Below are 14,261 nucleotides of genomic sequence, written 5' to 3'. Positions count from 1 at the left end.
AACCGCAGTCGCTATGAAACCGAAGCCCCTACCTTTAGGTAGTGGGTGCTATCACTAAGTGAACAAACAATTGTAGTGTAGACCTTTTGGAGGGGACCCCTCTACATCATTATTTCAGACAAAATCCTCCAAAAATTTATGAAATTCTTTAAGGGAGAAATTTCTGATGGAAACACAAATTTTGATGTCAAAATGTCTTGTGTTAATGTTTATAGGTATTTTAATGAGTTTTGGGATGCAGGGTATGAGTTACGGTGCCCCCAACGGGGTCTGTGAAGTTGGAGATGTGCTGTCCCCAGGTCAGAGTTGCACCTACCCTGATACAGATGTTAAATTTTCAGTTAACAACGACGGAGCCGCGCAAATGAGCAATCCGCCCCAAGGATTGCCCTGGTTTCTCGAATGGCTGTTTGGAGCAAAACTGAATGATTCAGTCAATTTTGAAGCAGACATCAATGGTAAGGCTTATAACTTTGCTGCCAGTAAACGCGTTGATGGGAACTGGGAAATAGAAGCAGTTAGCGGCGAAGGTGGAGAACAACCCGATCCACCTGACGCTCAAAATGACCTCGGCCAGGAAAACAACGAAATAGACGAAGACAAAAACGCTAAGAATGAGCCAATTGAGGTAACAACCGCAACCCCTGTTCCGTTAACAGAAGCCACCTTAGATGGAAGCGTCGTCACACTGACACTCAGTGGGCGGACTTACGCAAGTTCTATCTTTGACATCAGAGATGCCGTTACAGTATCCGGCATTAATGGCGTGACGATGCCTTGGCATCAACCTAAGCGGAAAAGCGACACCGAAATTACAATTGAACTTGAATTTGATGGAAACATCAACACCGATAGTTCACTCACCTTCATTGTTAGCGCAGATGCTATTGCTAACTATGACGGCCCCGCACTGACGGCGCAGATCTCCGTTTCTGCCGGCACAGAAACACTTGAGGTAACAACCGCAACCCCCGTTCCGTTAACAGAAGCCACCTTAGATGGAAGCGTCGTCACACTGACACTCAGTGGGCGGACTTACGCAAGTTCTATCTTTGACATCAGAGATGCCGTTACAGTATCCGGCATTAATGGCGTGACGATGCCTTGGCATCAACCTAAGCGGAAAAGCGACACCGAAATTACAATTGAACTTGAATTTGATGGAAACATCAACACCGATAGTTCACTCACCTTCATTGTTAGCGCAGATGCTATTGCTAACTATGACGGCCCCGCACTGACGGCGCAGATCTCCGTTTCTGCCGGCACAGAAACACCCAAACAACCCAGCAGAGACCCAGGTGGCACCCAACAACCCACAGCATCTAAACAACCTGAAACACCAGAAGAAGATTCTGAACAGGACTATATCCGAGGTCCTTGGCTATGGATGGTTGTTCCTACTCGCCCGGAAATTGGACAGGGTATATCCACAGAGATCGATTCCCTTGCTGATGCAAGCGGTGGGGCAGTTACAGAGGCACATGTTGCCCAAAATGGTGTAAGCGAAGGGGATTCCGTCGGGCAGTTGCGATGGACAAACAGTGAGATTCATTGGCCAGGACATCAATGCAATAAATACAATGTGAAGCGTACACCAAATCCTCTACTACAAATCCTAACCATAGGATTATTACAGGACGAGTGTATTGACCCGACCGTCTGTTGGGCAAATAACATCAGTAATGTCGTTAGTACCCTTGGAATGGATATGGGGCTCGACTCAGGTGCGCGGACAGCGTATGCCTTGATTAACCTCATCTCGCCGAGTGAACAAAGAGATGTCATTTTGAGGGCGAAGAGTGGGGATGCTATCAAAATTTGGCTCAATGGAAACGTGGTTCATAGAGAAGCGGCAGCGAGTCTCGGTTGCCGGAAGGTCAATGTTATTCTAGCTTGCGATCCAGAGGTATGTAGATCAGATCCCGCGGTTCAAGAATCCAAAACGAGTTCCTTCTCCGTGACTCTTAAACCCGGCAATAATCTCCTTTTGGTTAAGGTCCGACAGCATGGTGAATATTGGGATATGCGGGTCGGACTTGCTGCGGATTTCACCACGGCGATCCCAAAAACTGGAACGAATGTGGATTTGCCCCCTTCAACCACGCCAGAAACATCACCCATCGGTAGCACGCTAAGCATCTTACCCGCCTCAGTTGTATCTCCTGGCATCGGAGAACAGTTAGCACTTAATCTGAACATTGAAGGCGGCGAATCAGTCGCAGGTTATCAAGCATCTGTGCGGTTCGATACAACTGCCCTTCGCTTCGTCTCAGGGGTAAATGGTGAATTTCTACCTGCGGGTGGGTTCTTTGTGCAACCAAAGGTGGAGGGAAATCTTGTAAAGCTGAACGCTGCATCTCTCGCTGGAGAAAGCAATGGAGATGGTACACTCGCCACACTTACCTTTGAGGTTATCGCTGTGAAGGCATCCACTTTGACGTTATCTGACGTACTTCTCTCCAACAAGGCAGGAGACAGTTTTGTTCCACAGGTTGAAAATGCTCAGATTACTGAACCAACCGGACTCAAGGAGGATGTAAATAGTGATGGTATTGTAAACATCCAAGATTTAGTGTTGACCGCATCTAGTCTCGGGCAAACGGGGGAAAACAAAACAGATGTAAACAGCGATGGCATTGTAAATATTCAGGACCTTGTCCTCGTCGCTGGTGTATTAGGCACAAGTGCCGCCGCTCCGTCCCTGTTTTCTCAATCTCTATCAACCCTCACCGCTGCAGATGTCAAACTGTGGCTATCTCAAGTACAGCAAGTAGATTTGATAGATACAACGTCTCAAAGAGGTACCCTCTTTTTAGAACAACTCCTAGTAGTGTTAACTCCGAAGGAGACAGCACTGTTAGCAAATTACCCGAATCCGTTCAATCCAGAGACGTGGATACCGTACCAATTGTCCAAACCTGCGGATATCACACTGCACATTTATGCTGCAAACGGACGAGTGGTTCGGACCTTAAGCTTGGGACATCAGCCTGCAGGTATGTATCAGAGTCGCAGCCGCGCCGCCTATTGGGATGGAAAAAATGAGTTCGGTGAACAGGTCGCTAGCGGGCTTTACTTTTACACTCTCACCGCTGGAAACTTCACAGCAACGCGGCGAATGCTCATTTTGAAGTAGAGTCAACTACCTTGACTGATGGAAGTTAATAATTTAACAGGGCTTATGCAAAACCACAGAATTCCGCGTATTCTCCTGCAGTGGGAGGTGGTTTCAAACTGCATCCACAAAGGAATTGCGTAAGTCCTATTTAATTTGAATAGCATGCGGTACTAAATTGTCAGAATCAAGATTTGCTGGCTGAAAGCGTATAAGTGAACTCAACACTTTCTTACGTCCACAACGTTTGGATCGTTGGATTTCGCTATATGTATTTACACGAATGTCTAAAATTTGGGTGATTTCGTTCAAGCAAGAGATCCTTCACCTGACGAAAGTCGTCATTTTCTCACTATAGGCATCTTTGATCCGTTGTACGTGGTTCAAAAGCAGATCTGATTCCTGTATCTCTTGATAGGAGAAATATCCGTATTCGGTTGTTTCGCAACTCAGCCGGAGTTCACCACCCACAATTTCCGCTTCAAAGCATAGTGCCACCAATTGGATTTTATTTCCGTCTCGGTATACAATCAATTCGTGTGGGGTTGTGTAAACGCCAATTAAATGTTTTACGACGACCTGCAAACCCGTCTCTTCTTCGACCTCTCGAACACATGCCTCACTTGCACTTTCATCCGGATCCATCCCCCCACCCGGTAGACACCACTGGTTGTTATCCTCGCGTCTTGTTAGCAGAATTTTTTCGCGATGCTCGTCAAAAATAACAGCCGAACATCCGACGCGAAGTGTGCCGTTTTCTCCAATCCGATGTCCTGTAATAATTTGAGCCATTCCGTTTCTCCATTTGTTGTTAAAAAATATGTGTTTGTGTAATAGGCAGGTTAAAACAGGTCGTTTGCTTCAATGAGAAATACACCTGCTTTCTCCGCTCGCTGTCTGAGTGCATTCGTAAAACCGTTAACGGAAAATAGGATGTATCGCGGGTTACGCTTCCACTGCTCAGGGACTTTTGCGGCATTTTCGATGAGAGAGTTCAGGACATTTTCTCCGACCGGTGCCTCCCACCACTTGCACTCGCCAAACCAGTGGCTTCCATCAACATTTTCTGTCAGGACATCAATTTCGAGATTTGATCCCCAGTGTGCACCGACCCGTCTGGGAGCGACTTTCAATGTCTCTCCCCAATAAAGACTGATATATTGACGACAAATATCTTCAAAAATTGCTCCCATATAGTGTGAAAGGTTCGGCGCAATGATCTGTTGATATACCAAATCTGCATTCCCAAATTCGATGAGACTTCGATTGGGTAGCACGAACCGGAACCAGAATTTGACGTAATTATCGGAGATTTTGTAAAGTCCTTTCCTGCTTTTTTGAGGTGCCCGTTCAGTGACAGGCGTTTCACGTTTGACTAATGCCAATTCCTGAAGCACACTAAGATATTTATTTGTATCTGTCGAACTCAGTTTAACTTGTTGCGCAATTTCGTTTAATCGCGTAGCACCACCAGCAATTGCGTGTAACACGCTTGCGTACGTTTTCGGTTCTCTGAGTTCCATGCGTAAAAGAAAATTGACCTCATCAAACAGGTAGCCTTGCGGCGTAAGCAATTCGTTTTTGATGTGTTGTTCAAATACCTCTTGCGGAATATCCTGTGAGCTGTTCAACGGATGTAACGCGAATCGGTTAAGATACGCTGGAACACCATCAAGGATGCCGTAAGCAGTGAGTTTTTCTTTGGCAGAATACGCTGAGAAAAAATCTCCGCTATCGCGATAGGACAACGGCATTAACTGAAGCTGACCGGTGCGTCGTCCGTATAAGGGTGATCGCTCCGCCAATACCTCTCGCTCCATGAAACTTATCTGTGAGCCACAGAGAATCAAGAAGAGTTTACTATTTTTCCCGTGTAGATCCCAGAAACGTTGGATCAGTGAAGGGAGTGCTGCATTATCCTCACAGAGATATTGAAACTCATCAAGGACCAAAACCAGCCGCTCTTCTTCCGCTTGTTGTGCAAAATAGATGAGTGCGGATTCCCAGTCATCAAAGATGATGCTTTGGAGCAGTGGGTCATTGATAACATGCCTTGCGGTTTCAGTGAGTTGACGGAGGTGATCTCGCTCTTTTAACTGACTGGCGAGGAAATAGATACTTCTTTTGTCTTTGCAGAACTGTAATAAGAGCTCAGTCTTTCCGACCCGTCTTCTGCCATATAACACGAAAAGTTCTGCTGTTTCTGACTGAAACATTCGATCTAAAGCTGCGAGTTCTTGGTGTCGATTGATGAACATAGGTTCCTCTCAAATGTATTTTGAAGTATTATACGCTAAAGTATTATACTCTAAAGTATAATTAAAATCCAATTTTAGAAAAAATGTTGACTTTGGTCAGCAATTTCGGTATAATGTCGGTGGTATGGTGCCGTATAAAAACAAAACTTTCAGGAGGCTTATTATGATGTTAAAGCGAAGTTTGGCATTCAGTTTCGGACTCCTGTTTTTTGGGGTCAATGCGTTTTGTAACGTGTGGTACAGTGAAAATTTTGACAACTTCAAAGATGGGGACATCGCTGGGCAAGATGACTGGAAAACAGTAATGAATCAAAAAACTTGCCAAATTGGAAGCGAGGTGAAGCGCGGGGATACAGGCAAAAGTATTCTGGTCACAGAAAACACAATGGTGGTCAGAAGTTTTGAAGGTACCCATGATGGAATTCAGTACGCTTCATTATTCACGCAGCGGGAAAAGGGCGCAGGCACAATGCTGTTCTATATCGGTGGAGATGCCATCAAATGGGGTGGTGCTGCCGTATTTAATATTTCGCCGGATGGTGCTATCAATGCGCTCGATGGCAACACAGGACAAAAGGTGACACAGGGAAAACTGGGAGAATGGCATCATTTCCGCATCGTGCTTGACTTTAAGGATAAAACTTATGACTTTTACGTCGATGATGAACAGGTTGTTGATGATTTCGGTTTTAGAGGCGAAGGGGGCAAAGGGGGCGTGAATCCGAGTCTCAGTTGGATCTTCTTCGGTTGGGACCACCCTACTGCTCTGACCGCTTATATTGATGACATTGAAATGGGAGACGGTGAGGGCGAAACGGCTGGCAAACCTCAAGCGGTTTCCGCTTCAGACAAACTCACAACTACTTGGGGAAGAATCAAGCAGCGATTGTAGCATTCATTCATGTGCTGGTCAAAGTCTGTAGTTGTGAGAGGGGTCGGGCTTACATCAACATAGCGAGTTGAGAATGGACGGCCAGTCTGGCATTGTCCAGACAGCAAAATGGAGGAAAGGTTCTGTAATGTCACAGACACTGTTATCACATTTAGACGGTTCAATGTACGTTCGCAAAGGTTTTATGAGCCTTATCATATTTCTGCTGGGACTCACTGTCGCACTGCAACCCGCCGACGCTGAAAAACTTCGGTTTGACCGTGATATTCGACCGATATTGTCGGATAAATGTTTCGCGTGCCACGGTCCCGATCCGGCGGTTCGTCAAGCGAATCTGCGACTTGACACAAAACAGGGTGCCTTCTCCACACCGAGTGGTTATCCAATTATCGTGCCGGGTGAACCGGAAAACAGTGAATTAGTTCTACGCATAACACACGAAAATATTGACCAGCGGATGCCACCGCAGATCTCCAATCGTCAGCCGACACAGGAGCAGATCGACACGCTCATCCAGTGGATTGCTGAAGGTGCGGAATGGGAAGAGCATTGGGTCTACAATCTTCCTAAACGCGTTGATCCGCCTCCCGTTAAAGACACGACATGGGTTCGGAACCCGATTGATGCGTTTATACTTGGAAGATTGGAAACAGAAGATCTCACGCCATCACCAGAAGCAGACAAACGGACGCTTATCCGCCGCTTACATTTTGATCTGACTGGGCTACTGCCTACGCCTGCTGAGGTGGAGCACTTCGTGAGGGATGAAACCCCGGATGCATATCAATCCCTTGTCAACAGGCTTCTGTCTGAACCGCAATACGGCGAGCGGATGGCAATGTACTGGCTGGATTTGGTGCGCTATGCGGATACGAGTGGTTACCATGCTGACGAAAATGTGAGTATCTGGCCCTATAGAGACTATGTAATCCAAGCGTTTAATGATAATATGCCTTTTGATCAATTCACAGTGGAAAATCTTGCAGGCGATCTCTTACCGAATACCACGGCTACACAGAAGATAGCTTCTGGTTATAACCGTCTGAATCAGACGACCTCGGAGGGTGGAGCACAGGCGAAAGAATATCTTGCCATCTATGCTGCAGACAGAGTCCGGACAACTGCGTCTGTCTGGTTAGGGGCGACGCTCGGTTGTGCACAGTGCCACGACCATAAGTTCGATCCTTATACCGCGGAAGATTTTTACAGTTTCGCGGCGTTTTTTGCTGATGTTGAGGGACCAGGAGTATATCCCGGTAGAAGTAAGTGGGAACCGACCGTGATGCTACCGACACCCGCGCAGAAATCGGTGCTCCAAGATATTGACGACGAATTGGCGAAATTGCAACAGGTCTTCAAGGCATCATCTCCAGGGTTGGAAGCGGAACAGAGAGAATGGGAGAACGAGGTGCTTTCGCTGCTCGATGCAACAGAAACGACCGATTTCGCGTGGATAGACGATGCCCAAGCAAACGGGGGTAGAACTGAAGGCACATGGGAATTTGTCGGTAAAAATGAGGCACCTGTTTTCAGTAAACGCTTATCGCGTCGGCAAACAGCGACACCTGAACAGATCGTCCAGCACAGTTTCCGCAGTGCAAATCGGACATTTACCTTAGCAGAGGGCGATCGGTTATTCGCTTATGTCTGGCTTGACCCCGAATCACCGCCAGAAACGGTAATGCTCCAGTGGAACGACGGCACTTGGGAGCACCGTGCATTTTGGGGTGAAGACAAAATTAACTTCGGTGAGATTGGGAGTGACACGCCTGCACATAAATCTATGGGACCGCTACCCGGAACAGCGGAATGGGTGCGTCTTGAGGTAGATCCCGCAGTTGTTGGACTGGAACCTGGAAGCGTTCTGAACGGAATGGCATTTGCGCAATTTGGGGGGACGACTTATTGGGACCTCGCTGGCATTGCGACGACTCGCGGCTCGGCGGTAAAACATACGCATACGGAGCAGGTTATTGCTGCTATTCAGGTGAATCCGTCTGTTAGGACGACGAGTCAGCGCGAACAGATTGCGGCGGAGTATCGCCGTATCACACCTGCGCTTGACGGCATTCGGAACCAGATTGCGAATTTACAGAAACAGAAAACTGACCTCGAAGCAGAGATACCCTTCTCGCTCACAACGGTATCTACGCTCCCACGGACGACCCGTGTGTTACCACGAGGCAATTGGATGGACGATTCGGGTGAGATTGTAGAACCAATGATACCGGCTTTCCTTGGGGACTTGAATATCAAAAACCGCCGTCCAAACCGCTTGGAGCTCGCGCGGTGGATAGTGTCGGCAGAAAACCCGTTGACTGCTCGTGCCTTTGTAAACCGTCTTTGGGCACTCTATTTTGGAACAGGATTGTCTCGCGTCTTGGACGACCTCGGGGCCCAAGGTGAACCGCCGATCCATCCTGAACTCCTTGATTGGCTCGCTGTAGAGTTTATGGAGAGTGGGTGGAACGTCAAACATATTGTGAAGCTCATTGTCACCTCAAGTACGTATCGCCAATCCTCGAAATCGAACGAGGTATTGGACGAAAGGGATCCTTACAACCGTCTACTTGCACGCCAATCAAATTGGCGGCTTGATGCGGAGACAGTCCGCGATAACGCCCTGCTCTTGAGTGGGCTCCTTGTTCCCAAAATCGGTGGACCGAGTGTCCGACCTTACCAACCGGTGGGTTATTATTCAAATCTCAATTTCCCTAAGCGGGTCTACGTCCACGATACAGGAGAAGACCAATATCGCCGCGGACTCTATACGCATTGGCAGCGCACGTTCCTGCATCCAAGCATGATGGCGTTTGATGCGCCAAGTCGTCAAGAGTGTACTGCTGAACGCGCCACCTCTAACACACCGATGCAAGCGTTAACACTCCTCAACGACCCAAGTTACGTTGAAGCGGCGCGTGTCTTTGCGGCGCGGATTATCCAAGAGGGCGGTGAATCGGTCACTGATCGCATCAATTGGGCATATCAATGGACGCTATCTCGTCTGCCGGAGCCAAAGGAATTGGAGATTATCACAAATCTCTATGAAAAGCATCAAGCCGAGTATACCGCTGATCTCGAGGATGCTGATGCATTAATTGCGATGGGGGACGCTCCGATAACAGAAGGCGTTGCATCTGATGAATTGGCGGCGTGGACTTCTGTGGCGCGGGTGATATTAAACTTGCACGAGACGATTACGCGATATTAGCATTGGTGTTTGGAGAAAAAATCATGCAAACAAACCTATTCACTTTACCTGTCAGTCTTGAACAGATTGCTGTCTTGATTAAACGAATGGATCCCCAAGACCGGCAACGATTGTTGGCAATGGTCCCGGAGTTAGTTACTGATGCCATCAAGCGAGAGAAGTTGCTTAAAGATGCGGATCAAACTGTTGGGGATCTCAGGCAGGAGCTTTTGGACGAACTCGGCGGACAACCGTTATCGCCTGACGAGCCTTTCTTAGGTGGATTCACACTTGGGCAATACCTTGAATTGTCTGAAGTGGAGCGAGCGAAACTTTGGGATGAATGGGGTGGAATCGATCTTGAAGACATAGAAGAAGTAGAGATTCTTCCAAATATGCTGCTTGATGATGAACAAACGACATGAAAGAACTTTAAATGCTATTTTCGGAACCCCAGTTCCAAAAACGTTGAAGTGGCGGCAGATAGAATCCCTCTTCGTAGCGTGTGGGACAAAATCCATTGAGGGAAGAGGATCGCGGGTGAGATTTGAATTGAATGGCGTTACCGCAACATTTCACCGGCCTCACAATCAAAAAGAGGCGCGTGCTTACCAAGTCAAGGACGCTCGGCGTTTTCTGGAGGAGGCAGGAATAAGTTCATGAAATATAAGGGTTATAGCGCACATATTGAGTATAGTGAAGAAGATAGATGTCTTGTTGGGCATATTGCGGGAATTACCGACATCGTCGGGTTTCATGCGGATACTGTTCCTGAACTTCAAAAGGCTTTTGAAGATGCCGTAGAGGATTATCTAGAAACGTGCGAGCGACTGAATAAACCACCGCAAAAGCCGTATTCTGGAAATCTGAGGTTGCAGATTCCTCCCGACATCCATGTAGCCATCGCAAGGGCTGCTGAAGCCAGTGGAAAGGATCTTGACCAATGGGCAACGGAAACATTCACACACGCTGTTAGTGGTGCGTCGTCTGTTCAATCAAAGACCTGAACTCAATCAGGATAAGTAATGTTTCGGGCATTCACGTTTGTCCAATGCCCCTGTTGAAAAATTACAAAACGACGAATAGGAGGTAGAGGTATCGCTATGAATATTCATGAAGAAACCAATCTGCGTCTTACAAGGCGCACATTTCTGGGGAAGACGGTGCGGGGTGTCGGGTCGCTTGCGCTTGCCTCTCTGTTGTCTCCCTCACTTATCAACGCCGCGGAAATTGAGAAGTGGCAGGGAATTATTACGACACCGCACGTGCCACCGAAGGCGAAATGCATTATTCATCTCTGCATGGCAGGGGGGCCCTCACATTTGGAGACTCTGGATTACAAGCCGAAACTCGCTGAACTCGACGGACAACCGATGCCGAAGTCTTTCACGGAAGGACAACCGATTGCGCAGCTCCAAGGGCAAGCGGATTCCCTCAAATGCCTCGGTCCGACACACGAATTCAAAAAGTTTGGAGAGTCAGGGCAGGAGATGAGTACGGCGTTTCCGCATATCGGAAGCCTCGCTGACGACATCTGTATCGTTCGTTCTCTGAAAACCGAGCAGATTAATCACGATCCAGCACACACCTTTATGAATACTGGTACTGCAATCGCTGGCAGACCGAGCATGGGGGCGTGGTTGCTCTACGGTCTCGGCAGTGAAAACGAAAACCTACCGGGCTACGTCGTGCTTATCTCTTCAGGCGGTGGTCAAGACCAACCCATCGCAACACGGCAGTGGCACAGCGGATTTCTTCCGGGGCAATTCCAAGGCGTTCAGTTCCATTCAACCGGCGATCCGGTCCACTACGTTACCAATCCTGACGGCGTAAACATGGAACAACAGCGGGATGTTGTCGATGCTGTCCAAACCCTAAACGGTATGCTTGATGAGACTGTAGACGATCCCACGATTGCGACGCGCATTAGCCAGTACGAGATGGCGTTCCGAATGCAGACGAGCGTACCAGAGTTGACTGACATCTCGGAAGAACCTCAGCACGTTCTTGATATGTATGGGGCAACGCCGGGAGACGGATCTTATGCATCAAATTGTCTGCTTGCGAGACGATTGGCGGAACGTGGTGTTCGGTTTATCCAACTTTACCATCGCGGTTGGGATCATCACGGTGGTATTGAGGACGCTATCAAGACAACCGCTGGCTATGTTGATAAGGCAACCGCTGCCCTCGTTAACGATTTGAAACAGCGCGGGATGTTAGACGAGACCTTGGTGATTTGGGGTGGCGAATTTGGACGGACCCCGATGGCACAAGGCACTGGACGCGATCACCACATCAAAGGATTCTCAATGTGGATGGCTGGTGGTGGCATTAAAGGCGGCATCAGTTACGGCAACACGGATGAATTAGGTTACAATGCCGTTGAAAATATTGTGCATGTCCACGATTTCCACGCAACAATGCTCCACCTCTTCGGGATTAACCACGAGAAACTCGTCTACCGGTTCCAAGGACGAGACTTCCGTCTCACGGATGTCCACGGACATGTCGTCCGCGATATTTTGGCTTAAGGTAGTAGACACACGCTGTGTACTGTCAACCTTAAAAAAAATAATAGGCACGCTCCGTGGATCTCAAACGGACTAATATGATTGGCATCTTCTTATGCCAATTGCATCCCAGTGGTGGTTTGGATCTCGGAACGAGAATTCGTATCCTCTGCTACCAAGCAATCGTCGATTGAATTAAAACCGTCAACCAGAATTTTAGCACAAACCTTTTATCGAACTCACGTTAGGAAGGAAATTAACCAATATGCCAAGAGAACTCATTGCACCCGCCCAAGAGCAGGTCGCTTTTCGAGAATATGAAAGTCTACCCTTGCAAGCGAATGAAATCCGGGTCAAGAGCCAGTTCGGTGCCGCCAAACACGGTTCGGAGATGGCATCATATAAGGGATATGCCGGTCCACGCGGTGGCTACGACGGCGAATATCAAATCTTTCGCGCAAACGAATCCGGGATGGTACACTATCCTTCAGGACTTGGCAACATGTGTGTTGGCGAGGTAACTGAGGTCGGTTCGGACGTTACCGATGTCAAGGTCGGAGAGAAAGTTTTTCGGCACAGCTCCTTCCGCGAGGAAAATGTTTGGGCTGCACCGGGTGTACGGAAACTTCCCGATGGTGTACCGTGGCAGGCAGCTGTCTGTCTCGACCCGACGGATTTCGCGCTCGGCGCAGTGCGCGACGGTCACGTTCGCATTGGTGATGCCGTGGCAGTCTTTGGAATGGGTGGAATTGGACTCATGGCGTTGCAGCTTGCGAAGTTGGCGGGTGCGTATCCTGTGATTGGTGTCGATCCGCTTGAGTTGCGTCGTAATGTTGCCCTCAAATGTGGTGCGGATGTGGTCATTGATCCCACGACAGAGGATGCTGGGTTGGAGATTAAAAAAGCGACTAACAAGCGTGGTGCCGATGTTTGTATTGAATACAGCGGTCACCATAGCGCGTTACAAGATGCTATCCGCGGGGTGACGTATCTGGGAACGGTTGTCGCTGGAGCGTGGCCGGGTATCTATCCAGCAGGATTGGATCTCGGTGCCGAAGCGCATTTCAACCGACCGACGATTATCTTTTCGCGCGCCTGTAGCGAACCGAATCCTGAGTATCCAAATTGGGATGAAGGCCGGCTCTTTGAAATCAGTTGGCGACTCCTTTGCGATGGCAGCCTGAAATCTGAACCCGTTGTGTGCCCTGTTGTCGATTTTGACGATCTGTTAACCGAATATCCGAAGATCGCGACGCATCCCGGAGAGAATGTAAAGTTAGGCGTTCGATTTGCATAACCAAGATTTTCAGAAAACCTGATTATTTCATCTTTGGACTTTCTATTATTTTCCTGGCGAGGTTTCCAACCTCGCCAGCTATAATGTCAAAATCGTTGCGAAACCTACCATTAATACTGATTGCATTTTAAAAGAAAATCAATATGAATAAAGAATTACCAGGGATATCTCGTCCGGGACCTACAGACACTTTGTGGAGATATTTTAGTTTTGAGAAATTTGCTATCCTCTTATCGAAAAAATCTTTGTATTTTGCAAAAGCCAATCAATTTGAAGATCCTTTTGAAGGCCATGTACCGCTGTTGATAGATAAACTGTACAAACAACACACACAGCGTTTGGGAGAAAAAGGAAGTCGGGCTGTAATAAAATTATGGGAGGAATGGCGTAAATGGGTCATGTGTTCCTGTTGGTATCATGGCGATCACGAATCAATGGCAATGTGGGAAAGGGAAAGATATAGCAGACACAATAGTGGCATAGCCATAAAAACCACCATGCAATCTTTGGAAGACAGTTTCATACATAAAGATGAAGAAGATGTGGATGTATATATAGGCAAAGTCAAGTACATTGATTATCAAAATCTTGATGTCCCTCCAGATATTCTTAATATGAACACGATATATACCCCGTTTTTCTATAAAAGAAAAGCATTTGAATCTGAGAAAGAGGTGCGGGCAATCATAGATGCTTCTCCTTATATAGAAAGGAGATTTTACAGAGTAAAAGAGGGTTTTTCTCTAACGCCTGAAGAATTTGACCTAAGAACTCTCAAAAGAAAAATGAGATATCCGAAAAGCAATGAAGATAAAGGCAAGAATCTATGTGTCTGTCTTGAGACGTTGATTGATGGGATAATTGTAGCACCAGGTGCTCCCTGTTGGATCACGAAAGCGATCAAGTCAATGGTTCAGGATTATGGATTTGATTTTGAGGTTAATCCGTCAACACTTTTAGATGAACCTTCTGAAGTGAGGAAGCGTTAATTTA

At 47.5% G+C, this 14,261-nt stretch carries 11 protein-coding genes; 9 read left to right on the top strand and 2 right to left on the bottom strand.

The window, feature by feature from the left end; all coding sequences use genetic code 11:
- The first annotated feature begins 166 nt into the window (after positions 1-166).
- A complete protein-coding gene (locus tag OXN25_22145) occupies positions 167-3,139 on the top strand; it encodes a cohesin domain-containing protein (GenBank protein MDE0427564.1) in 2,973 nt (990 codons plus the stop codon).
- Between the two features lie 303 nt (positions 3,140-3,442).
- Here the strand turns inward: OXN25_22145 and OXN25_22140 are convergent, their stop codons facing one another.
- Together OXN25_22140 and OXN25_22135 are read right to left on the bottom strand one after the other, a co-directional pair.
- A complete protein-coding gene (locus tag OXN25_22140) occupies positions 3,443-3,910 on the bottom strand; it encodes an NUDIX domain-containing protein (protein ID MDE0427563.1) in 468 nt (155 codons plus the stop codon).
- Between the two features lie 50 nt (positions 3,911-3,960).
- Complete coding sequence (locus OXN25_22135; protein ID MDE0427562.1) at positions 3,961-5,376, bottom strand: ATP-binding protein; 1,416 nt, start codon at positions 5,374-5,376, stop codon at positions 3,961-3,963.
- Between the two features lie 163 nt (positions 5,377-5,539).
- Between OXN25_22135 and OXN25_22130 the strand changes: the two genes are divergently transcribed.
- From OXN25_22130 to OXN25_22095, 8 genes are all read left to right on the top strand, one after another.
- Entirely contained in the window at positions 5,540-6,268 is a 729-nt protein-coding gene (locus OXN25_22130) for a hypothetical protein (protein MDE0427561.1), read from the top strand.
- 127 nt (positions 6,269-6,395) lie between these two features.
- Positions 6,396-9,479, top strand: a complete 3,084-nt coding sequence (locus OXN25_22125; protein MDE0427560.1) for a PSD1 and planctomycete cytochrome C domain-containing protein — start codon at positions 6,396-6,398, stop codon at positions 9,477-9,479.
- 23 nt (positions 9,480-9,502) lie between these two features.
- The gene (locus OXN25_22120; GenBank protein ID MDE0427559.1) at positions 9,503-9,883 is read left to right on the top strand and encodes a hypothetical protein; all 381 of its coding nucleotides are present in this window, start codon (positions 9,503-9,505) and stop codon (positions 9,881-9,883) included.
- On the top strand, positions 9,867-10,121 hold the full coding sequence (locus OXN25_22115; GenBank protein ID MDE0427558.1) for a type II toxin-antitoxin system HicA family toxin: 255 nt from the start codon (positions 9,867-9,869) through the stop codon (positions 10,119-10,121). The genes OXN25_22120 and OXN25_22115 overlap by 17 nt, the downstream gene beginning before the upstream one ends.
- On the top strand, positions 10,118-10,465 hold the full coding sequence (locus OXN25_22110; protein MDE0427557.1) for a type II toxin-antitoxin system HicB family antitoxin: 348 nt from the start codon (positions 10,118-10,120) through the stop codon (positions 10,463-10,465). Before OXN25_22115 ends, OXN25_22110 begins: the two co-directional genes overlap by 4 nt.
- 96 nt (positions 10,466-10,561) lie before the next feature.
- Complete coding sequence (locus OXN25_22105) at positions 10,562-11,992, top strand: DUF1501 domain-containing protein (protein ID MDE0427556.1); 1,431 nt, start codon at positions 10,562-10,564, stop codon at positions 11,990-11,992.
- Between the two features lie 244 nt (positions 11,993-12,236).
- Positions 12,237-13,268, top strand: coding sequence for a zinc-binding alcohol dehydrogenase (locus OXN25_22100; protein MDE0427555.1), 1,032 nt, complete (start codon positions 12,237-12,239; stop codon positions 13,266-13,268).
- Between the two features lie 143 nt (positions 13,269-13,411).
- A complete protein-coding gene (locus OXN25_22095; GenBank protein MDE0427554.1) occupies positions 13,412-14,257 on the top strand; it encodes a hypothetical protein in 846 nt (281 codons plus the stop codon).
- Positions 14,258-14,261 lie beyond the last annotated feature (4 nt).

The sequence above is a fragment of the Candidatus Poribacteria bacterium genome (assembly GCA_028820845.1).
In the GTDB taxonomy this organism is placed as follows: Bacteria; Poribacteria; WGA-4E; order WGA-4E; family WGA-3G; genus WGA-3G.
Note: the sequence above shows the minus strand (reverse complement) of the source record. Positions and strands in the feature narration are given on the sequence as shown.

What these genes read in the sequence shown, in the direction of transcription:
- OXN25_22100 (MDE0427555.1), top strand. Translation starts at nt 12,237, where the DNA reads ATGCCAAGAGAACTCATTGCACCCGCCCAAGAGCAGGTCGCTTTTCGA.
- OXN25_22110 (MDE0427557.1), top strand. Translation starts at nt 10,118, where the DNA reads ATGAAATATAAGGGTTATAGCGCACATATTGAGTATAGTGAAGAAGAT.
- OXN25_22125 (MDE0427560.1), top strand. Translation starts at nt 6,396, where the DNA reads ATGTCACAGACACTGTTATCACATTTAGACGGTTCAATGTACGTTCGC.
- OXN25_22095 (MDE0427554.1), top strand. Translation starts at nt 13,412, where the DNA reads ATGAATAAAGAATTACCAGGGATATCTCGTCCGGGACCTACAGACACT.
- OXN25_22145 (MDE0427564.1), top strand. Translation starts at nt 167, where the DNA reads ATGGAAACACAAATTTTGATGTCAAAATGTCTTGTGTTAATGTTTATA.
- OXN25_22105 (MDE0427556.1), top strand. Translation starts at nt 10,562, where the DNA reads ATGAATATTCATGAAGAAACCAATCTGCGTCTTACAAGGCGCACATTT.
- OXN25_22120 (MDE0427559.1), top strand. Translation starts at nt 9,503, where the DNA reads ATGCAAACAAACCTATTCACTTTACCTGTCAGTCTTGAACAGATTGCT.
- OXN25_22140 (MDE0427563.1), bottom strand. Translation starts at nt 3,910, where the DNA reads ATGGCTCAAATTATTACAGGACATCGGATTGGAGAAAACGGCACACTT.
- OXN25_22115 (MDE0427558.1), top strand. Translation starts at nt 9,867, where the DNA reads ATGAACAAACGACATGAAAGAACTTTAAATGCTATTTTCGGAACCCCA.
- OXN25_22135 (MDE0427562.1), bottom strand. Translation starts at nt 5,376, where the DNA reads ATGTTCATCAATCGACACCAAGAACTCGCAGCTTTAGATCGAATGTTT.
- OXN25_22130 (MDE0427561.1), top strand. Translation starts at nt 5,540, where the DNA reads ATGATGTTAAAGCGAAGTTTGGCATTCAGTTTCGGACTCCTGTTTTTT.